Raw genomic sequence first — 19,623 nt, forward strand, 5'->3', positions numbered from 1 at the left:
AGGGGGCCACGCCCCCTGCCAGTCTTGCCGTCGTGGACACAAGACCTCGCGTGCGTGCAGGACTGGCCGTGGTGCGCAGAGCCCCCGGCGTCGTCCAGGTCGGCATCGACCCGAAGCACGCCGTCGTGATCGACTCGCTGCCCGAGGCTCTGGTCGACGAACTGATCGCCCTCGACGGCCGGCACACTGTCGCTGAACTGGGTGAAAGGCTGAAAAGCCGCGGTGAGGACCCCACCCAGCTGGGTGAAGTTCTCTCTTCACTCGAAGAGGCGGGTCTGCTCGACGACGGCCCCCTCGCGAGGGGTGGAACGGCCGCCGTGCACGGGTCCGGGCACCTCGCGCTCTCCATCACTTCGCTCCTGGTGGAATCGAGCGTTCAGCTCGCCCACAACGCCGATCTGACCGTGCTGGCGGCGACGCTCGTCCCCGATCCGAACCTCGTGGGCACGCTGATGGCGTTCCGGACGCCGCATCTGGCCGTGCGCGTGCGTGAGGGCGTGGGCATCGTGGGGCCGTTGGTCCTGCCCGGTCGTTCCTCGTGCTTGAACTGCGCGGACCTGCACCGCACCGACCAGGATCCCGCGTGGCCCGTCATCGCGGCCCAGCTCGTCGGCCGACCCGCCTCGACCGACGTGCTGTTCGCGTCGGGAACGGCGGCGCTGGCGGTGGCGCAGGTCCTGGGGTCGCTGAGCTACGTCCGCGGCCACGACCAAGTCCCTCCGCCCGTGGTGAACGCCACTCTCGAGCTCGACCTCCTGTCCGGTGTTGCTGAGAGGCGAAGCTGGTATCCGCACCCGGACTGTCAGTGCTCCGCACATAACATGGCCGAGTGACCGAGATTCCGCGCAAGGCCGTGCAGCGCACCGCCAAGCTGGCGAGCCTCCCGCTCGGGGTGGCCGGCCGGGTTGTCGGCGGCTGGGGGAAGCGACTGACCGGACGCGCGGCCGACGAGGTCAACGCCGAGGTGACGGCCAAGACGGCGGAACAGGTGTTCGCGGTGCTCGGCCAGCTCAAGGGCGGCGCGATGAAGTTCGGGCAGGCGCTGAGCGTGTTCGAGGCGGCGGTCCCCGACGAGCTGGCGGCCCCGTACCGCGAGGCGCTGACGAAGCTGCAGACCGCGGCCCCGCCGATGCCCGCCCGCACCACGCACCGCGTGCTCGCCGAGCAGCTGGGCGCGTCCTGGACGAAGCGCTTCCATGAGTTCGACGACGTTCCGGCGGCGTCGGCGTCCATCGGCCAGGTGCACCGCGCGGTGTGGCACGACGGCCGCGACGTGGCGGTGAAGGTCCAGTACCCCGGCGCCGACGAGGCCCTGCGCGCCGACCTGAAGCAGCTGCTGCGGTTCAGCCGCCTGCTTCAGGCGATCATGCCCGGCACCGACGTGCGCCCGCTGCTGGAGGAGCTGCGCGACAGGTACCTGGAGGAGCTCGACTACCGCGACGAGGCCGCGAACCAGCGCACGTTCGCGAAGGCCTTCGAGAACGACCCGCACGTGCTGGTCCCCCGCGTCATCGCCTCGGCGCCCAAGGTCATGGTGACCGAGTGGACCTCCGGCGTGGGCCTGTCGCACATCATCCGCGAGGGCTCGCCCGAGGACCGCGACCTGGCGGGCCAGCTCCTCGCCGAGTTCCACTTCTCGGCCCCGTCCCGCTCCGGCCTGCTGCACGCCGACCCGCACCCCGGCAACTTCATGCTGGGCGACGACGGCCGCCTGCGCGTGATCGACTTCGGCGCCGTGGCCCGCCTGCCCGACGGCCTGCCCAAGACGCTGGGCCTGATGACCAGGCTGGCCCTCGACGGCCGCTCCGCCGACCTGGTCGAACTGCTGCGCACCGAGAACTTCATCCGCGAGGGCATGGAACTGCACGGCGAGGACGTGCTCGGCTACCTGGCACCGTTCGTGGAGCCGCTGCGCACCGAGTCGTTCCACTTCACCCGCCGCTGGTTGCAGTCGCAGGCCGAACGCGTGGGCGATCTGCGCAGCCCGGATTCGCAGACTGGCCGCTCTTTGAACCTGCCGCCCCAGTATCTGCTGATCCACCGCGTGACAATGGGTGCGACGGGCATTCTCTGCCAGCTCGACGCCCACGTGACCGCACACGAAATCGTCGCTCGGTGGCAACCGGGATTCGCCGACTAACTCGTCCGAGTGAATCCAAGCGAAGTTGTCCACAGCTTGGCGATCACCCCACTTCGACCGCCGCCGGCTGCGCCACGATGAATCCATGGCACCCATCGCGACCACCGCTGAGCTGCGCAAATCCGGGATCTCCTCGCGGGAGGTCCGGCGCCACTGCACACCCGCCGGCTCATGGCAGCGGCTGCTGCCCGGCGTGGTTCTGACCACGCCTTCCCCGGCCACTCGTCTCGACCGGCTGCGCGCGGTTCTTTCCTTCGCCGGGCCTTCCTCGGTGATCACGGGAGCCGATGCGCTGGTTCGCCAAGGAGCAACACTTCCTCTTCCCAGGCACATTCACGTCCTCGCGGGAAGCAATGTGCGAAGAGCGAATCCGTGGATTCTGCTGGAACGCACCACCCGTCCACCGGCCGTGGTGGAACGCCACGGTCTGAGGCTCGCGAGTGCCGCACGGGCCGCTCTCGACATGGCCCGGCGGGAACTGAACCCGCGCGCCATCGCAGAGATCCTCGACGCCGTGGTGAGTGCGCGGTTGTGCACGCCGGCGGAACTGCGGGAGGAGTTAGGGGTGAGCAGCCGTCGAGGGACGGCACTGGTCAGGCAGGCCTTGAGCCACCTGTACCCGACCTGACCGCAGGCCTCCGTGGACCGCTCGTGCCGAGGCGCGCTGCTCGCACCACGAGCGACGAACCGCATTCCTTGCCCAGTGACGAGCCGACTCTTCGGGACTGATCGGCCCATTCTGCCTCTGACACTGCAGGTCAGAGTCATGCGCTCCAGCTCAGGCCACGTCGGCGGAACTACGGAAGGAGCTACAGGTGAGCAACCGCCGGTAGACGGCGCTGGTCAGACAGGCCTTGCGCCGCCTGTACCCGACCTGACCGCAGGCCAACGCGGACCGTTCGTACCGGGCACGCTCGGACCGTGAGCGACGGACCGCATTTCTTGTCCAGCGACGAGCCGACTACTTCGGCACTGATCGACCCGCCCGCACCCATGGCACCGCAGGTCAGCAGGGCGTGCGCTCCCGCTTGGCCCACGCTGTCGGACCTCGCGGACTTTCCACCGCCCGACCGGCGGCCCGCTCTCCAGGTCGCGCACCACCTGACCCCGGCGGCTCACACCCACGAGCCCACCTCGACCCGACCGCTACCTCAAGCCAGACGCGACCGACCTTGCCGCGCGATCCGCGGCGCCAGGTGAGTCAGCGCCAGTACTCGTCCGGCAGCTTGCCCTCGATGTCCCGCACGTGGGTCTTCGAGCACGTCTGACACAACCACCGGAGAGACCCACCGGTCTTCTCCGACGACCAGGCCAGGAACTCCAGGTCGGAAACGGAGGAACGCAGCCGCCCACATCTGTGGCACGCCGGCTCCGCCCCAGCGGTCACCGGCGCCGTCCCACGTGCACGGTGTCGGTTTCCAGCAGGAACACGTCCTCGCGGGCGCCGACGTACTCGGAGTCGGAGGGGTTGAGCAGGCGGCGGAGCGCGTCGCGGTCGGCCGGGTGCAGGTGGGCGCTGGTGATCTCGGCCAGCCAGGTCAGGCGGTCGACCGCCCAGTCGCGGACGAGTTGTTTGGCCGGGGCCGGGTGGTCGACGACGAAGCTGAAGGCGCTGATCTCGCCCAGGCCCGCGTCGGCGAGGGCGACGTTCCAGCCGACCGGGAGGCGGACCGAGCCCGTCATCTTCTCTCGCATCGACACGAACCACGAGGCGCGGGCCGCGGCGATGCGGTCCTGCAGGCCGGGTGAACCGACGCCGAGGTCCCACGGGAGGAAGCGGGTTTCGAGGCCGCCTTCCGCGAGGGCCAGCCAGCCGCCGGGGGCCAGGGCGTCTACCAGGCGTTTCATCCCGCGCAACTGATCAGGGAGGTGGTGGATCACCCGCGAGCCCCAGATGAGCTCGACCGGGCCGGCGAACGACAGCGGGTCTTCGGCGGTGAGGTCGGCCAGTACCGGCTTCACCGAGACGGCGCCGTCGGTTTCCGCGCGGGCCGCGGCGCAGGCCGCGTCCAGGAGTTCGGGGGTGGCGTCGACCAGGACCAGGACGCCTCCGCCGTGGTCTCGCAGGGCCGCGGCGAGCGGCACGCTCATGGAGCCGGCGCCGCAGCCGACGTCCATCACGACTGGCGAGTCGGGCAAGGGCTCGATCAGTCTGCGGGCGACCGAGGACAGCGCCTCCGCCTGCAGCGAGCCGTAGCGCCTCATCGCGTGGAGGCGAGCTGACCAGTCGATTCCGTCGTGAGTGTGGTGCGGCACAAAAGGGAACGGTACGGAGGAACGGCCGAGGCCGCCATCCACCTTCTCGTGGATGACGGCCTCAGCTCGAGACTGTCAGAGGTCGAAGCGAGCCGCTCTGCGTCCCGCCCATCGCGACAACCTGCGCCAACGTTGCGCTGACGCGAGGCGGTTCGCCAGGCGTTGCTCTTCAGCGAACCTCTGGGCTTCTTGTATTCGTATTCGGACGAGTTCTTCATTCAGAGACATGGGAGTCAGACCCTCGTTCAGGTAGGCGGGCAATGCGCTTGCGTTGTGGTTGAGATGCACGGTGTTCACGCCGCCGCCTCCGTCTTGCTGGCAGTGACAACAGTGGCGTCCTTGCGCGGGCGGCCACGGGGCCGCTTGCGCGCGATGACGACACCGCGCTCGAAGATCTCTCCACCCCAGACGCCCCACGGCTCGTGACGAGCGATCGCGCCGGCGAGGCACTCCGCGAGGACCGGGCAGGTCCCGCAGAAGGACTTCGCCTTCTCGAGGTCAGCAGGCGCGTCAGCGAACCAGAGGTCGGGGTTGTGGGTGCGGCAGGGGATGTCGAGCCCCTCCGCGAGGTCCGGAAGTGCCTCGCCCGTGAGCGGGACAGTCGCGGTCAACATCAGGGTTTTCTCCTTGTGTGGGGTACTGCAAAAACACGAAAGCCGCGGACTCTGTACGAGTCCGCGGCTTTCGTGAGCCTGGTGGTCCTTCGACCCCTTCTAGGGGGTCGGCAGGAGCCTTCTCACTTGATGCGCGGACAGCGCATTCGTGTAGTTGTCGACGTCATCGATGGCCGGCAGCGCGATCGGCTGCTCGCTGCGCGCTTCGGCACCAACCAGAGCGGTGCCGCGCAGAGCGGTGCCCCGCTCACGACCCAGCAGCGCCACCGGCTTGAGGGCAGAGGTGTGCCACATGGCCTGAGCGGATGCGGACGTGCAGAAGCCCTCGGTCAACGGGAGGCCGAGCGCGCGGGAGATGCTGAAGATCTTCACAACGGGCCACCTCCTCCGAACGAGAGAGCTCTGCATCGAGAGCTAGTAGTAGTTCTTCTTCCCCAGACGGGTCCTCCGGACCCGGCATGAGCAGGTTATGACCCCGTACCTGGGGCTCGCAACCTATTTAACGAAACTTGTCCCGATCAGGTGGCGGAGTACCCGACACCGGCTCGGACCAGGCCCAACACGTCGTCGCCGAACTTATCAAGCTTGGAGGCGCCGATGCCCGAGATCGCGACGAGTCCGGCCGAATCCGTGGGTCGCTGCTCCGCGATCGCCATCAGGGTGGCGTCGGTGAAGACGACGTACGCGGGCACCTTCAGCTCCCGCGCGCGTCCCGCACGCCACCGGCGCAGCGACTCGAGCAGCTCCTCGTCCACATCGGACGGACAGGCCCTGCATCGGCCGAGCTTGACGGCCTGCGCCTCGACCAGCGTCGACGCGCACACCCGGCAGGTCGGCTTCTCCTTCTTCATGAGAGGAGGCCGTTGCGCGCCACCGGATACGCGCGCGGCCGGGTGGTTCTCGGGAACGAGGCTGTAGAGGAACCGCGACCGGCGGCGGTACTTGCGTCCACCGGCGGCACGCGCCAGCGCCCACGAGAGCCAGATGTGCTCACGCGCGCGCGTGACACCTACATAGAGAAGGCGGCGTTCTTCTTCGATCTTCGCCTCGTCGCCGTCCGCGTACTGGATCGGCATCGTGCCCTCGACCAGTCCGACGAGGAACACGGCGTCCCACTCGAGGCCCTTCGACGCGTGCAGCGACGCCAGCGTCACGCCTTCGACCGTCGGCGGGTGCTGTGCCTCGGCACGCATGTCCAGCTCGACGCAGAACCTCGGCAGGTCCGCGTCGGGCGTGGCGGCGGCGAACTCCTCAGCGAGCTCGACGAGCGCGAGCAACGACTCCCAGCGTTCACGCGCGCTGCCACCGGTCGGCGGCTCGTCGGTCAGCCCGACGCGGTGCAGCGCCGAGCGCACGACCTCGGGCAGGCTGCCATCAGGAGCGCCCGACGAGCGCAGCGTGATCATCGCCTGGCGCACCTCTGCGCGTTCGAAGAAGCGCTCGCCACCGCGCACCAGGTACGGGATGCCGAGCCCGGCGAGCGCCTGCTCGTACACCTCGGACTGCGCGTTGACGCGGTAGAGGATCGCGATCTCGGACGCCGCGACGCCCTCGTCGAGCAGCGTCTTGACGCGGCCCGCGACGGCGTCGGCCTCGCTCGGCTCGTCGTCGAACTCGTGGAACCGCGGCTTCGGCCCGTCCGGCCGCTGCCCGATCAGTTGCAGCCGCGAGCCGGCCGGACGCCCGCGCGCCCACTTGATCACGTCGTTGGCCAGCTCGACGACCTGCGGCGTCGACCGGTAGTCGCGCTCCAGCCGCACGACGACCGCCTCGGGGAACCGGCGCCCGAAGTTGAGCAGCGGCTGCGGCGAGGCGCCCGCGAACGAGTAGATGGTCTGGTTCGCGTCGCCGACCACGGTCAGGTCGTCGCGAGCGCCCAGCCACGAGTCGAGCACGCGCTGCTGCAGCGGCGTCACGTCCTGGTACTCGTCCACGACGAAGCAGCGGTAGCGGTCGCGGAACTCCTGCGCGACCTCCGCGTTGTCCTCCAGCGCTCCCGCCGTGTAGAGCAGCAGGTCGTCGAAGTCGAGCAGCTGCGCCTCGGTCTTGAGCTGCTCGTAGGTCGTGTAGAGCTTCATGATCTGTTCGGCGGGCGCCGGGATGTCCCGCGCGGCGCGAGCGGCGGCGGCCGGGTAGTCCTCCGGCGTCAGCAGGGACGCCTTCGCCCACTCGATCTCGCTGGTCAGGTCGCGCAGCGCGTCCGACTCGGTCGGCATCCCGAGCCGGGTCGCGGCGCGGGCGACGACGCGGATCTTCTGGTCGACGAGCTCCCAGCGCGGGCCGCCGATGACGCGCGGCCAGAAGTAACGCAGCTGGCGCGAGGCGGCGGCGTGGAACGTCACGGCCTGTGCGCCGTGCACGTCCAGAGAGCGCAAACGTGTGCGCATCTCCCCCGCGGCGCGCTTGGTGAACGTGACGGCGAGGACCTGCGACGGAGCGACGTGGCCGCGTTGGCACAGATAGGCGATGCGGTGCGTGATGGTGCGGGTTTTTCCGGTACCGGCACCCGCGAGCACGCACACGGGGCCACGCGGGGCCTCGACCGCGGCGCGCTGTTCCGGATCAAGACCCTCCAGCAACGCGTCCATGCCCGGCAGTCTCGCAGATGGCCGATGCAACACCGAGACCAGCGCGCCGTATCCTGTGGGTATGGCTGGTAAGCAGGACAAGGCGGCGGCGAAGGAAGCGGCGAAGGTTCGCCGCGCGGCTTCACGCGAGCGGCGCAAGCAGATCTTCGAGGCGTTCAAGATGCAGCGCCGCGAGGACAAGGCGCTCATTCCGATGATGCTGGGCGCCCTGCTCGGCGTCACCGCGATCGCCGTGGTCCTGGGCATCGTCTTCGACGCCGTGTGGATGTTCGTGCCGCTGGGCGTCGCGATCGGCGCGCTGCTGGCCGTCATCATCTTCGGCCGCCGCGTCCAGAGCAACGTCTTCCGCAAGGCGGACGGCCAGCCGGGTGCGGGCGCCTGGGCGCTCGAGAACCTGCGCGGCCGCTGGCGCGTCACGCCCGCCGTCGCGGGCACCACGCAGCTCGACGCCGTGCACCGCGTGCTGGGCCGGCCGGGCGTCGTCCTGGTCGCCGAGGGCGCGCCGCAGCGCGTCAAGCCGCTCCTCGCGCAGGAGAAGAAGCGCATCGCCCGCGTCGTCGGCGAGACCCCGATCTACGACTTCATCATCGGCACCGAAGAGGGCCAGGTCCCGCTGAAGAAGCTCCAGTCGAAGCTGATGAAGCTGCCGCGCAACATCACGGCCGCCCAGGTCGACACGCTGGAGACCCGCCTCGCCGCGCTGGCCAGCCGTGGCGCCGCACTGCCCAAGGGCCCGATGCCGGCGGGCGCCAAGATGCGCAACGTCCAGCGCGCCATGCGCCGCCGGGGCTGACCGAACCTGCTCCCACCAGCACGAAGAGGCCCGCCGCACGAGATGTGCGGCGGGCCTCTTCACGTTCTCAACGACTAGCGGACCTTGATGACGACGGTGCCGGCCGCCTTGTCGTGCAGGCAGCGGCCGTCCGAGTCCCAGACCAGCGCCGGGATCAGCGGGAAGATGAGCACGGTGCGCAGCAGGGCGCGCGGCAGGTGCACGAACGTCTTGCCGTCGATCCGCGCCACCCGCAGCCCTAGCAGCGCGTGTCCCGGGGTGAACCCGAAGAACGCGACCGCGACCACCGTGATCACGAACCAGGCCAGCAGGCTCCAGTTCTTCGGCAGGTCAGGCTGGGTGAAGACCGCCGCGACGCCCGCGGCGAGGAGGAAGTCGACCAGGATGGCGAACGTGCGCCGCCCGATCGACGCGATGGAGCCCGGCCCCTCCTTGGGGAAGCCGTGACGCTCACCACGCCAGCGCTGCTGCGTGCCGTCGTTCGAGTCTTCACCCGGCGACAGCACCGAATTGGGTCCTGACAGCCACGAACCGGTCCACCTGCTCACCCCACCAGAGTAAAGCCGTGCTCAACGGGTGAGCACTGGCAGGTCGCCTTGCCCACTTGGACGGTCCCGTTAACACTGGCGAAACATCGGAGTGACGGACGGGCAACACCGCCGACATACGGTCACTCGCGATGACCAGCCGTTGTCCATAGTCAAGGAGTCGACGAGGGTGTTCAAGAATTCCGACGAGGTGCTGAAGTTCATCACCGACGAGGGCGTCAAGTTCGTCGACGTGCGGTTCAGCGACCTGCCCGGCGTGATGCAGCACTTCACGCTGCCCGCCAAGGCGTTCGACGCCGACGCGATCGAAGAGGGACTCGCCTTCGACGGCTCCTCCGTGCGTGGTTTCCAGTCCATCCACGAGTCGGACATGCTGCTGCTGCCCGACCTGTACACCGCGCGCCTCGACCCGTTCCGGATCGAGAAGACGCTGATCGTCAACTTCTTCGTGCACGACCCGTTCACGCGTGAGGCGTACAGCCGCGACCCGCGCAACATCGCGCGCAAGGCCGAGCAGTACATCACCGACTCGGGCATCGCCGACACCGCGTACTTCGGTGCCGAGGCCGAGTTCTACATCTTCGACTCGGTGCAGTTCGACACCACCGCGAACGGCTCGTTCCACAAGGTCGACGCGGTCTCCGGCTGGTGGAACACCGGCCGTGAGGAAGAGGGCGGCAACCTCGGCTACAAGGTCAAGTACAAGGGTGGCTACTTCCCCGTCACCCCGAACGACCACTACGCCGACCTGCGCGACCAGATGGTCCTCAACATGGAGGCCCAGGGCTTCACCGTCGAGCGCGCCCACCACGAGGTCGGCACCGGCGGCCAGGCCGAGATCAACTACAAGTTCAACACGCTGCTGCACGCCGCGGACGACCTGATGCTGTTCAAGTACATCATCAAGAACACCGCCTGGCAGGCCGGCAAGACCGTCACCTTCATGCCGAAGCCGCTGTTCGGCGACAACGGCTCGGGCATGCACACGCACCAGTCGCTGTGGAAGGACGGCTCGCCGCTGTTCCACGACGAGAGCGGCTACGCGGGTCTCTCCGACACCGCCCGCCACTACATCGGCGGCATCCTGCACCACGCGCCGTCGCTGCTGGCCTTCACCAACCCGACGGTGAACTCGTACCACCGCCTGGTCCCGGGCTACGAGGCCCCGGTCTCGCTGGTCTACTCCCAGCGCAACCGCTCGGCGTGCGTCCGCATCCCGATCACGGGCAACAACCCGAAGGCCAAGCGCATCGAGTTCCGCTGCCCCGACTCCTCGGGCAACCCGTACCTCGCCTTCTCGGCGATGGTCATGGCGGGCCTCGACGGTGTGAAGAACAAGATCGAGCCGCCGGCCCCGATCGACAAGGACCTCTACGAGCTCCCGCCCGAGGAGGCCCGCGACGTCAAGCAGGTCCCCGCGACGCTGGACGCCGTGCTCGACAACCTCGAGGCGGACCACGAGTTCCTGCTCGAGGGTGGCGTGTTCACGCCGGACGTGATCGACACCTGGATCTCGTACAAGCGTGAGCAGGAGATCGACCCGCTGCGTCTGCGCCCGAACCCCTACGAGTTCGCGCTCTACTACGACGTGTGATCGGTTGAGCTTTGTGTCGAAGGCCCGGCGGGACGTCCCCGCCGGGCCTTCGGCCGTTCTAGGTGCCGAGCAGCGTCACGGTGGACGACGACCCGCTGACCCGGACGTTGGAGACGAGGACGTCGGCCTCACCGCCGGTCGGCAGCTTGATCCGGGCCTCACCGCCGGTGAGGGCTCCTGCGGCCGTGCCGGCGCCGGACAGCTGCCAGACGCCGTCGTTCACGGTCTCGATCAGATCGACCCGGTCCATCACGACCGCGTTGCCGTCCGCGTAGATGAGCCGAGCCGGTCCTGAGTAGCTGAACATCAGTTCTCCCCTGCCGGATCTCCCTGACGCTGGAACACACGTACAGGGCGACCGCGGGGTTCACGTGATGATCAGAAGAGGACCCGCTGGCTCACGCGGCGAGCCGGGAGCGGACCTCCATCAGGGCCTCGCCGAGCAGGTTGAGGCCCAGCCACTGCGCGGGATCGGCGGCACGCGGGTCGGACGCGACGAGGCCGATGCCCCACACCCGGTCCTGCGGGCTGGCCTCGACGAGAACTCGGGAACCCGTGCCCAGCAAGTAAGAACGCAGTGCGGGGTCCTGGCCGAACTTCGCCAGGTTGCCCTCGACCACGATCTCCAGGCGCGCGGAAACCCACTCGGCGTCGGAAAAGCCCGAAACCTCACGGCCCAGCGCCTTGGCCTCGCCCGGCGTGCGGGCGGCCAGCACGCGCTCGGCCACGGAGGTGTCGCCGAAGAGCAACGCCTTGCGCCACATCATGTAGTGCTCGGCCGACGGGAAGTCCTGCCCGTCAACGGAAAAGGAGCACGGCCACCACTGCGACAGGCAGCCCTTGCCGATGCCGCCGTCACGTTCGGGCTGGTGCCCCCAGAAGAACAAGTACTTCACGAGGCGCCAGGCTAGCGGCCTAGCCGCGTGAGTCCTCGGGATTTTCGTCCGGCTCCAGCATCTCCGGCTCTCGCCACGGCTCGGACCGCGTCGGTCCGTTGGCGCGCAGCTCGTTCTCGACCTCCTTCTTCAGGTGGTCGTCCTTCACGAAGCCGTGCTGATCACTTCCGCGTTGAGTCATGCATCAGGCGTACCCGGTCTCCCGACGGGAAATCACTTCGGCAGCGGGATTCCCGCGATCGTGATCGCGGCGCCCGTCGGGGCGAACTGGCCGGAGATCGACGAGAACGTCAGAGTGAGCGAGTTCACACCCGTGCCGAGCTTCTCGTCGAGCACGACGGTGCCGGAAGTGGTGGTGCCCTGGGTGACGAGGCCGTCCCACTTGCTGCTCGATGCCGCGTAGGTGCGGTTCAGATCGTCCACGACGGCGATGCCGACGACGGGGAGGGTCATCCTGGCCTGGGAGGCGTTCGTGGCCGTCACGAAGAGTTTCACGCGGCCGTTCGCGGCTTCCACGCGAGCGACTTCCACTGTCAGCATGCCGCGCTGCTGCTTGAAGGAGCCCGTCGTGACCTTCACGTCCGCTGACGGCTCGGTCGTTTCCAGTGCGCCATCAGGGGTTTCGACACCGTTCGACGTAGTCGTCGTGGCGGTGACGTTCGGCTGCGCGGCGGAGTTGTTGCCACTCAGTGCATACTCGATCACACCGAGTAGTGCGAGCACACCGGCAGCCACGCCCGCGATGGCGATCACGGTCTTTCCTCGGCGCGTGACCCTGCGATGCTGCATGACTTCCTCTGCTAGACCCCCGACGAACCACAGCTCCCCCACTGAGCGCGCCCAGTCTCATCTCGATTGGGTGAAACGTCAATGCGCTAGGGTCCGCGCGTGTCTCAAGATGTCGCCGAATTCACGGCTCCGCAGCTGCTCACCACCCACATCTTCGACTCGGCACCCGATGCTCTCGAAGCGGTTCAGGCCGCTGACGTGCTCGACCTCGGTGTCCGCGTCTACAACCGGCTCGTGCCCGACACCGACGACGCGGAAGCGTTGGAGGAGGAGTGGGTGGTCGAGGTCTACACCAGCGCTCCCGCGGTGGACCCCGATTCCGACGAGGACTGAGCAGTTCCAGAAGTGGGGGCACACCGCGAGGTGTGCCCCCGAACCTGAAGAAATACCTGAAGATTTCAGACGGTCAGTACAACTTTTCCTCGCACATGGCCACCTTCGAGCAGCTTGTGCGCCTTCACGGCCTCCGCCAACGGAAAAGTCTGCTGCACCTCGACGCGCAGCTTCCCGGCCGCGACCAGGTCCACCAGCCACTGCGTCTGCCCGGCGTCCGGCCGCGCCCAGGTGTTGACCACACCGTTCTCCCGCGCCCTCGCTCCATCCACAATGGACGTCATCCGCGCCCGGTCCCGCACCAGCTGCAACGACTGGTCGAACGCGAGCCCTCCCGCGTTGTCGACCACCACGTCGACCAGGCCGTCGCCGCCGACGATCTCCGCGACCGCGTCGACCAGCGCGTCACCGTAGGCGACCGGTTCGGCCCCGAGCGAGCGCACGAAGTCGTGGTTGCGCGGCGACGCGGTGCCGATCACCCGCGAGGCTCCCAGTTCCCGCGCGATCTGCACCTGGAGGTGCCCGACGCCACCGGCGGCCGCGTGCACCAGGACGACGTCACCGGAACCGATGCCGGTCGCCTTCAACGACTGCAGCGCTGTCAGCCCTGCCAGCGGCAACGCGCCCGCGGTCACGAAGTCCACGGTGGACGGTTTGCGCGCGATCATCCGGTCCGGCACCGAGACCGACTCGGCGCAGGTGCCGAACTGGACGTGGTCCTTGCGCGCGTACGCGAGCACCTCGTCGCCCGGCTTCCAGTCGTACACGCCGACGCCGACCGCCCGCACGACGCCCGCCACGTCCCAGCCGGGGATCAGCGGCAGGTGGTGCGGCAGCAGCCCCTGCAGGTACCCGGCTCTGATCTTGCAGTCCACCGGGTTCACCCCGGCCGCGCGCACGTCCACGAGGACGTGATCGGGCCCGATCAGCGGGTCGGGCAGTTCCTGCAACGACATGACCTCGGCGTCACCGAACCGGGTATACGCGATCGCTTTCACGGTTTCTCACCGTAGAAGACACGCTCCGCCACCGCACGCGCACGACGAGTGGTCCTGCGGTACTCCTCCAGGAACTCGCCCGGATCGCCGCCCGGTTCGTAGCCCATCACCGACGCGACCGCGACGAGATCACGCCCGGACGTCGGCAGCTGGTCGGAGGCCTTGCCCTTCACGAGCATCACGGCGTTGCGCGCCTGCGTCGCGAGGTTCCACGCGGTGGTCAGCGCGGCAGCGTCCTCGGCGGCGAGCAGGCCGGCCTCGACGGCCGCCCCCATCGCGGCCATTGTGGACGGTGTGCGCAGGCCGGGCACCGCACCGGAGTGCTGCAGCTGCAACAACTGCACGGTCCACTCGACGTCCGCGAGCCCACCGCGCCCGAGCTTGGTGTGGGTGCCCGGATCGGCGCCGCGCGGCAGCCGTTCCGCGTCGACCCGCGCCTTGATCCGGCGGATCTCCCGCACGGACACCGCGTCCAGACCGGCGGCCGGGTACCGCAGCGGCTCGATCAGCTCCTCGAAGTCGGCCCCCAGCGCGGCGTCGCCAGCGATGAACCGGGCCCGCAGCAGCGCCTGCTTCTCCCAGAGCTCGGCCCACTGCCGGTAGTACGCGCGGTAGGAGTCCAGCGTCCGCACCAGCGGCCCCTGCCTGCCCTCCGGCCGCAGGTCCGCGTCGACCTGCAACGGCGGGTCCTGCGACGGCGCGCCGAGCAGCCGCCGGATCTTCTCCACGACCCCGCTCGCCCACTTCACCGCCTCGGCGTCGGACACTCCCTCGTGCGGCCGGCACACGAACATCACGTCCGCGTCCGAGCCGTACCCGAGCTCGTGCCCGCCGAGCCGTCCCATTCCGATCACGGACAGCGCGGCCACGGGTTCGCCGGACGCACGCACCGCCGCGTCCAGAGCGCTCTGCAACACCGAACCCCACACCTCGGACAGCGAGACGCACACGGTCTCCAGCGGCATGAAGCCCAGCAGGTCCGCGGCGGCGATCCGCAACATCTCGTGACGCCGCAACGATCGTGCCGCCGCGATCGCCCGCGCCGCGTCGCCGTACCGGGAAACGGCGCTGCGCAAGGGTTTCCCGATCGAGTGCGGATCACCACCGATCAACGCCTCGGTGTCCGCGAGCAGCCGCAGCACCTCCGGCGCGCGCACCAGCAGGTCCGGCACGAAGCGCGACGTGCCCAGCAGCACCGCGAGCCGTTCGACGACAGCGCCCTCGTCACGCAGAAGCCTCAGGTACCAGGGGGTTTCCGCGAGCGCCTCGGACACCTTCCGGTAGGCGAGCAGCCCGCCGTCCGGATCGGGCGTGCCGGCGAAGAGGTCGAGCAGCACCGGCAACAGGGCGCCCTGGATGCGGGCCCGCCGCGACATCCCGTGCGTCAACGCCTGGATGTGCCGCAACGCGCCGTCCGCGGACATGTAACCCAAGGCCGCAAGCCGCGCCACGGCCTCCTTCGTGGTGAGCCGCAACGCCTCGGTCGGCACGCCCGCCACGGACTGCAGCAGCGGCCGGTAGAACAGCTTCTCGTGCAGCCGCCGGACCTGGTTGGCGTGCTTGCGGAACTCCGCGAGCAGCACCTGTCCCTCGGACTTCTGCCCGTCCGCCGAGAGGCCCGCCGAACGCGCCAGCCACCGCAACGTCGTCACGTCGTCGTCTGCAGGGAACAGGTGCGTGCGCAGTAAACGCTGCAGCTGAAGCCGGTGCTCCAGCGTGCGCAGGAATCGGTACGAGCGCCCGAACTCCGCCGCGTCCTCGCGACCGACGTACCCGCCCTGGCCCAGAGCGGCCAGCGCGGCCGTCGTCGCCTGGATGCGCAGGTCCTCGTCGGAACGCCCGTGGACGAGCTGCAACAGCTGGACCGCGAACTCGACGTCGCGCAGACCGCCGCGGCCGAGCTTCAGCTCACGTTCGGCGAGCCCGGTCGGCACGTGGTCCTCGACCCGGCGCCGCATGGCCTGCACGTCCTCGACGAAGTTCGCGCGCTCGGCCGCCGTCCACACGTAGGGCCGCACGACGTCGAGGTACGCCTGCCCCAGCTCGGCGTCACCGGCGACCGGCCGTGCCTTCAGCAGCGCCTGGAACTCCCAGGTCCGCGCCCACTTCTTGTAGTACGACGCGTGCCCGTCCAGCGTGCGGACCAGCGCACCCGCCTTGCCCTCCGGCCGCAGCGCCGCGTCGACCTCGAAGCACGACTGACCGGCGATCTGCATCATCGTGCTGGCCAGCCGCGTCGCCACGCCCAGATCACCCTCGGCGACGAACACGACGTCGACGTCGCTCACGTAGTTCAGCTCGTTCGCGCCGCACTTGCCCATCGCGATCACCGCGAGCCGGCAGCGGTCCGCGCCGTTCACACGCTCAGCAGCAAGCTTCAGCGACGCCCTCAGTGCCGACACGGCCAGATCGGACAGTTGAGCCGCCACGGTGTCGTACGGGACGTACAGCAGCTCGGGCTCAACGACGTGCGCAAGGTCGTTCGCGGCAACGAGCAGCAGCTTCGCCCGGTACTCCGTGCGCAGCACGTCGCCGTCCGCAAGCTCCAGCGACACGTCGACCTCATCGGTCAGCGAACGCCACCGGCCGGGGTTCGCGACGAGGAAGTCCGACAGCGCGGTGGACGATCCGAGCACCGAGAGCAAACGCCCGCGCACCACGACGTCCTTGTGCAGCGCGGCCGACAGGGCGTCCCAGTCGGTGACGGCTTGGAGGCGCTCCAATCCGCGCAGCGCGAGGTCCGGATCGGGGCAACGGGACAGCGCGGACAGCACCGCTTCGGAGCCCTCGGTGGGCCGGCGGTCGGCCCACAGGCCGAGGCCGCGCAGCACTTCCTCGCTGCGCGGTTCGGTGAGCCCGAATCTTGCTGGTGACGCGTGGCGCACTGGTTCGCTCATCGTGAGCCAACCCTAATGTGTTCACACCGCTAGAAGACGATCAGTGAGAGTCCGTAGAGCACGACCGCCACGCAACCGGCGAAGCTCGCGTACGCGGGCACCTTCTTGTCACCCGACAGTGCGCGGATGCCGACCACGAACAGGGTCACGACCAGAACCGTGGCCAGCAGTGTGGCGCCGAAGACCTGGAGCAGCGCCGTCCAGTCGACCTTCATGCCGCCACCTTGTGCAACTCGGCCTGAGCCGCGACCTCGTCGACGATGTGCTCCGGCTTGATCGGCTCACGCCGCGCCAGGATCCAGATGCCGATCGACACCGCGATTCCGATGGCGGCGACGCCGATGATGCCGACGGCGCCGGTCGACGCCCACTTGCCCGCGAGGGCTCCGACGATGCCGGCGGCGGGCAGCGTGAACAGCCAGCCCGCGGCCATCTTGCCCATGGTGCCCCAGTTGACGCCGTGCCGGTCGCGGCCGAGGCCGGAGCCCATGATGCCGCCGGACGCGACGTGCGTGGTGGACAGCGCGAAGCCGAGGTGCGACGACGCGAGGATCGCCGTGGCCGTCGAGGTCTGCGCCGCGAAGCCCTGCGCGGGCTCGATGGTCGTCAGGCCGCGGCCCATGGTGTGCGTGATGCGCCAGCCGCCGAGGTACGTGCCCGCCGCGATCGCGAGACCGGCGCTGACGATCACCCAGGTGGGCGGGCCGGAGCCGGGGGCGAGCGAGCCGGACGTGATCAGCGCGAGCGTGATGATGCCCATGGTCTTCTGCGCGTCGTTCGTGCCGTGCGCGAGGGAGACGAGCGAGGCGGACGCGACCTGGCCGACCTTGAAGCCGGTGTGCGCGACGCGCGGGTCCGCTGCCTTCTTGAGCCGGTACACGACGATCGTGGCGATGGCCGCGACCAGACCGGCGACCAGCGGCGCGACGATCGCGGGCACCAGGACCTTGTCGACGACCTTGACGAAGTGGATGGCGTCCACACCGGACGCGACCCACGCCGCACCGATCAGGCCGCCGAACAAGGCGTGCGACGAGCTCGACGGCAGGCCGACGTACCAGGTGACGAGGTTCCACATGATCGCGCCGACCAGCCCGCCGAAGATGATGGCGGGCGTGATCTGCGCGTCGTCGACGATGCCACCGGAGATGGTCTTGGCGACCTCGACGGAGAGGAAGGCACCTACGAGGTTGAGAACCGCCGACAGCGCGACCGCCGTGCGGGGCTTCAACGCACCCGTGGCGATGGAGGTGGCCATGGCGTTGGCCGTGTCGTGGAACCCGTTGGTGAAGTCGAAGATGAGAGCAGTGATGACGACAATGATCACCACAAGAGCGGGATCCACAGTGATCCTCCGGCTGGATCGAGCAAGCTGTCCAGGAGATTACGGTACCGCCAACGGAGGATGTCTTAAAACCTACGAAAGTAACGTCACACCAGCGGAAGTTGTGTCCCTGAGCCCAGCGCCGGCAACAGTTCTCCCCGAACGAGTTTCGCGAATCTGCCGACGAACGGCTGCCACACCTCCTCGAAGTCGCGGTGCGCCTGTTCGAGGAACTCCTGGTCGAAGTGGTGAGCTCGCGCACATGAAGCCGATTCAGGATCCTTCGCGGCCCAGCTCAAGACGATTTCCGGCGTCGTCTCGATGTGGAACTGAAGGCCGTAAGCGCTCTCCCCGACCCGAAACGCCTGATTCGGATATTTCGGCGACGCCGCGAGGTGCTCCGCGCCGGGCGGCAGCAGGTGCACCTCGTCGTTGTGGAACTGCAGCACGTCCGGCGTGAACGGCAGGTCCGCGAACAGCGGGTCGGCGGCCGCGGCGTCGCGCTTCGCGACCAGCAGCACACCGACCTCAGGCCCCTGCGGTCCTTTGCGGACCTGGCCACCGGTGGCGGCCGCGAGCAGCTGCGCACCGAGGCAGATCGCGAGGGTGGGCAGCCGCTTCGACACGGCGCTCGACAGCAACCGGCGGGCGTCCGCGAGCCACGGGTGGTCGAGGTCGTCGAGCGCGCCCATCTCACCACCGAGGCAGACGACGCCCTGGTAGCCGTCGAGGTTCTCCGGCGCGGGCTCGTCCTTGAGTGCCACGAGGTCGAGGTCGATGCCTTCGGCCTCGAGCCAGTCCCCGAGCTTGGCCAGCGGGTCTGACTGCGAGGGCTGCAGGACGAGCAGGCGTGGTGCGTTCACGCAGTCGAGCCTATGTCGGCTCAGGTCAGCAGTGACACGCGACCTTGGATACGCCGGCTCCGACGAGCTGGTCCGACTCGACCGGATAACCCGCCTCCCGCCAGGCCGTGATGCCGCCCGAGAGCCGCTTGACGCGGTATCCCCGTTGCGCGAGCGCGAGGGCGCCCTTGGTCGCCGCGTTGCACTGGAAGCTCTCGCAGTAGCAGATGTAGACCAGGTCCGGATCGAGGTCGAGCCGCTCCGGCAGGTCGCGGTACGGCAGGTTGATCGCGCCGGGGATGCGCGCCTGGGCGAACGCCTCCGGGGCGCGCGTCTCCACGAGGACGTAGCCCTGGGTGTTGCCGTCCTGCATGTCGCGGTGCACGTCGTCGGGGTCGGTCTCGAACGCGAGCTCGGCGGCGAAGTGGGCGGCAGCGATGTGCGGGTCGGCGGCGGGGAAGCGCAGTGCGTTCGTCATGCCTTCGATCCTGCTGGGACCGCTCCCGTTCGGACATGCGGAACTCCAGGCGTTCGGGGCGTTCTCCTTATGATTTCCAGGTGGAACTCGACGCCGTGGACTGGAAGATCCTGTCGCTGCTGCAGCAGGACGGCCGGATGTCGTTCAGCGCGCTGGGCCGTGTCGTCTCGCTGTCCGCGCCGGCGGTGACCGAACGGGTGCGGCGCCTCGAGTCGCTGGGCGTGATCACGGGCTTCACCGCGGTCGTGTCGCCTTCGCGGCTGGGCCTGCCGATCGAGTCGATCGTGCGCGTGCGGGTGCGGTCGCTCGACACGCCGCGGTTCCGCTCGCAGGTCCTGGTGCTGCCGCAGATCCTCGACGCCGACCACGTGACCGGCGACGACTGCTGGCTGCTTCGGGTCGTCTGCCGGTCGATGGCCGAACTGGAGGAGCTCGTCGAGGTGATGCAGCGTTACGGCGACACGACGACCTCGCTCGTGTTCTCCTCCCACGTCCGCAACCGCCCGTTGTCACCCGACCTGCTGGGCTAGGCC

At 68.9% G+C, this 19,623-nt stretch carries 23 protein-coding genes; 7 read left to right on the plus strand and 16 right to left on the minus strand.

Annotation, left to right across the window (positions count from 1 at the left end):
* The first annotated feature begins 32 nt into the window (after positions 1-32).
* From SK571_RS25440 to SK571_RS25450, 3 genes are all read left to right on the plus strand, one after another.
* On the plus strand, positions 33-833 hold the full coding sequence (locus SK571_RS25440) for a TOMM precursor leader peptide-binding protein (RefSeq protein WP_319986588.1): 801 nt from the start codon (positions 33-35) through the stop codon (positions 831-833).
* Complete coding sequence (locus tag SK571_RS25445; protein ID WP_319986589.1) at positions 830-2,140, plus strand: ABC1 kinase family protein; 1,311 nt, start codon at positions 830-832, stop codon at positions 2,138-2,140. The genes SK571_RS25440 and SK571_RS25445 overlap by 4 nt, the downstream gene beginning before the upstream one ends.
* Positions 2,141-2,225: 85 nt before the next feature.
* Complete coding sequence (locus SK571_RS25450; RefSeq protein WP_319986590.1) at positions 2,226-2,768, plus strand: hypothetical protein; 543 nt, start codon at positions 2,226-2,228, stop codon at positions 2,766-2,768.
* A gap of 573 nt (positions 2,769-3,341) precedes the next feature.
* On the opposite strand, the gene SK571_RS25455 is transcribed toward SK571_RS25450, so the two are convergent.
* The 5 genes from SK571_RS25455 to SK571_RS25475 all read right to left on the minus strand — a co-directional run bounded on the left by SK571_RS25455 (position 3,342) and on the right by SK571_RS25475 (position 7,598).
* Positions 3,342-3,527 (minus strand): hypothetical protein, encoded by a 186-nt coding sequence (locus SK571_RS25455; RefSeq protein ID WP_319986591.1) that lies wholly within the window; start codon positions 3,525-3,527, stop codon positions 3,342-3,344.
* Positions 3,524-4,345 (minus strand): class I SAM-dependent methyltransferase, encoded by an 822-nt coding sequence (locus SK571_RS25460; RefSeq protein ID WP_319986592.1) that lies wholly within the window; start codon positions 4,343-4,345, stop codon positions 3,524-3,526. The genes SK571_RS25455 and SK571_RS25460 overlap by 4 nt, the downstream gene beginning before the upstream one ends.
* A gap of 344 nt (positions 4,346-4,689) precedes the next feature.
* Positions 4,690-5,010: a WhiB family transcriptional regulator gene (locus SK571_RS25465; protein WP_030481533.1), complete on the minus strand. Its 321-nt coding sequence runs from the start codon at positions 5,008-5,010 to the stop codon at positions 4,690-4,692.
* Between the two features lie 99 nt (positions 5,011-5,109).
* On the minus strand, positions 5,110-5,382 hold the full coding sequence (locus SK571_RS25470) for a hypothetical protein (protein WP_319986593.1): 273 nt from the start codon (positions 5,380-5,382) through the stop codon (positions 5,110-5,112).
* Positions 5,383-5,528: 146 nt separating this feature from the next.
* Entirely contained in the window at positions 5,529-7,598 is a 2,070-nt protein-coding gene (locus SK571_RS25475; RefSeq protein ID WP_319986594.1) for an ATP-dependent DNA helicase UvrD2, read from the minus strand.
* Between the two features lie 61 nt (positions 7,599-7,659).
* Here SK571_RS25475 and SK571_RS25480 point away from each other — a divergent pair, with 61 nt between their 5' ends.
* The gene (locus SK571_RS25480; protein WP_319986595.1) at positions 7,660-8,391 is read left to right on the plus strand and encodes a DUF4191 domain-containing protein; all 732 of its coding nucleotides are present in this window, start codon (positions 7,660-7,662) and stop codon (positions 8,389-8,391) included.
* A gap of 74 nt (positions 8,392-8,465) precedes the next feature.
* Here the strand turns inward: SK571_RS25480 and SK571_RS25485 are convergent, their stop codons facing one another.
* Positions 8,466-8,939, minus strand: coding sequence for an RDD family protein (locus SK571_RS25485; protein ID WP_319986596.1), 474 nt, complete (start codon positions 8,937-8,939; stop codon positions 8,466-8,468).
* A 169-nt stretch (positions 8,940-9,108) separates the two neighbouring features.
* Between SK571_RS25485 and glnA the strand changes: the two genes are divergently transcribed.
* Entirely contained in the window at positions 9,109-10,533 is a 1,425-nt protein-coding gene (glnA, locus tag SK571_RS25490) for a type I glutamate--ammonia ligase (RefSeq protein ID WP_266039406.1), read from the plus strand.
* A gap of 58 nt (positions 10,534-10,591) precedes the next feature.
* Here the strand turns inward: glnA and SK571_RS25495 are convergent, their stop codons facing one another.
* From SK571_RS25495 to SK571_RS25510, 4 genes are all read right to left on the minus strand, one after another.
* The gene (locus SK571_RS25495) at positions 10,592-10,840 is read right to left on the minus strand and encodes a hypothetical protein (protein WP_030481539.1); all 249 of its coding nucleotides are present in this window, start codon (positions 10,838-10,840) and stop codon (positions 10,592-10,594) included.
* 91 nt (positions 10,841-10,931) lie between these two features.
* The gene (locus SK571_RS25500) at positions 10,932-11,429 is read right to left on the minus strand and encodes an NADAR family protein (protein ID WP_319986597.1); all 498 of its coding nucleotides are present in this window, start codon (positions 11,427-11,429) and stop codon (positions 10,932-10,934) included.
* Between the two features lie 19 nt (positions 11,430-11,448).
* On the minus strand, positions 11,449-11,610 hold the full coding sequence (locus SK571_RS25505; protein WP_319986598.1) for a hypothetical protein: 162 nt from the start codon (positions 11,608-11,610) through the stop codon (positions 11,449-11,451).
* A gap of 32 nt (positions 11,611-11,642) precedes the next feature.
* Entirely contained in the window at positions 11,643-12,182 is a 540-nt protein-coding gene (locus SK571_RS25510; protein ID WP_319986599.1) for a hypothetical protein, read from the minus strand.
* Positions 12,183-12,317: 135 nt separating this feature from the next.
* On the opposite strand from SK571_RS25510, the gene SK571_RS25515 reads away from it, so the two are divergent.
* Entirely contained in the window at positions 12,318-12,551 is a 234-nt protein-coding gene (locus SK571_RS25515; RefSeq protein WP_319986600.1) for a hypothetical protein, read from the plus strand.
* 65 nt (positions 12,552-12,616) lie between these two features.
* On the opposite strand, the gene SK571_RS25520 is transcribed toward SK571_RS25515, so the two are convergent.
* The 6 genes from SK571_RS25520 to SK571_RS25545 all read right to left on the minus strand — a co-directional run bounded on the left by SK571_RS25520 (position 12,617) and on the right by SK571_RS25545 (position 19,090).
* A complete protein-coding gene (locus SK571_RS25520; protein ID WP_319986601.1) occupies positions 12,617-13,549 on the minus strand; it encodes an NADP-dependent oxidoreductase in 933 nt (310 codons plus the stop codon).
* Positions 13,546-16,446 carry a bifunctional [glutamine synthetase] adenylyltransferase/[glutamine synthetase]-adenylyl-L-tyrosine phosphorylase gene (locus SK571_RS25525; RefSeq protein ID WP_319986602.1) on the minus strand — a complete coding sequence of 967 codons (2,901 nt, stop codon included), beginning with the start codon at positions 16,444-16,446 and terminating at the stop codon, positions 13,546-13,548. Before SK571_RS25525 ends, SK571_RS25520 begins: the two co-directional genes overlap by 4 nt.
* Before the next feature lie 29 nt (positions 16,447-16,475).
* Complete coding sequence (locus SK571_RS25530) at positions 16,476-16,661, minus strand: hypothetical protein (protein ID WP_258953450.1); 186 nt, start codon at positions 16,659-16,661, stop codon at positions 16,476-16,478.
* The gene (locus SK571_RS25535; protein ID WP_319986603.1) at positions 16,658-17,791 is read right to left on the minus strand and encodes an inorganic phosphate transporter; all 1,134 of its coding nucleotides are present in this window, start codon (positions 17,789-17,791) and stop codon (positions 16,658-16,660) included. The genes SK571_RS25530 and SK571_RS25535 overlap by 4 nt, the downstream gene beginning before the upstream one ends.
* 86 nt (positions 17,792-17,877) lie before the next feature.
* Positions 17,878-18,633, minus strand: a complete 756-nt coding sequence (locus SK571_RS25540) for a type 1 glutamine amidotransferase (protein ID WP_319986604.1) — start codon at positions 18,631-18,633, stop codon at positions 17,878-17,880.
* Between the two features lie 25 nt (positions 18,634-18,658).
* A complete protein-coding gene (locus SK571_RS25545) occupies positions 18,659-19,090 on the minus strand; it encodes a rhodanese-like domain-containing protein (RefSeq protein WP_319986605.1) in 432 nt (143 codons plus the stop codon).
* A gap of 80 nt (positions 19,091-19,170) precedes the next feature.
* On the opposite strand from SK571_RS25545, the gene SK571_RS25550 reads away from it, so the two are divergent.
* Positions 19,171-19,620, plus strand: coding sequence for an Lrp/AsnC family transcriptional regulator (locus tag SK571_RS25550; protein WP_319986606.1), 450 nt, complete (start codon positions 19,171-19,173; stop codon positions 19,618-19,620).
* Positions 19,621-19,623: the final 3 nt, after the last annotated feature.

The sequence above is a fragment of the Lentzea kristufekii genome (genome assembly GCF_033949925.1).
GTDB classification, from domain to species: domain Bacteria; phylum Actinomycetota; class Actinomycetes; order Mycobacteriales; family Pseudonocardiaceae; genus Lentzea; species Lentzea kristufekii.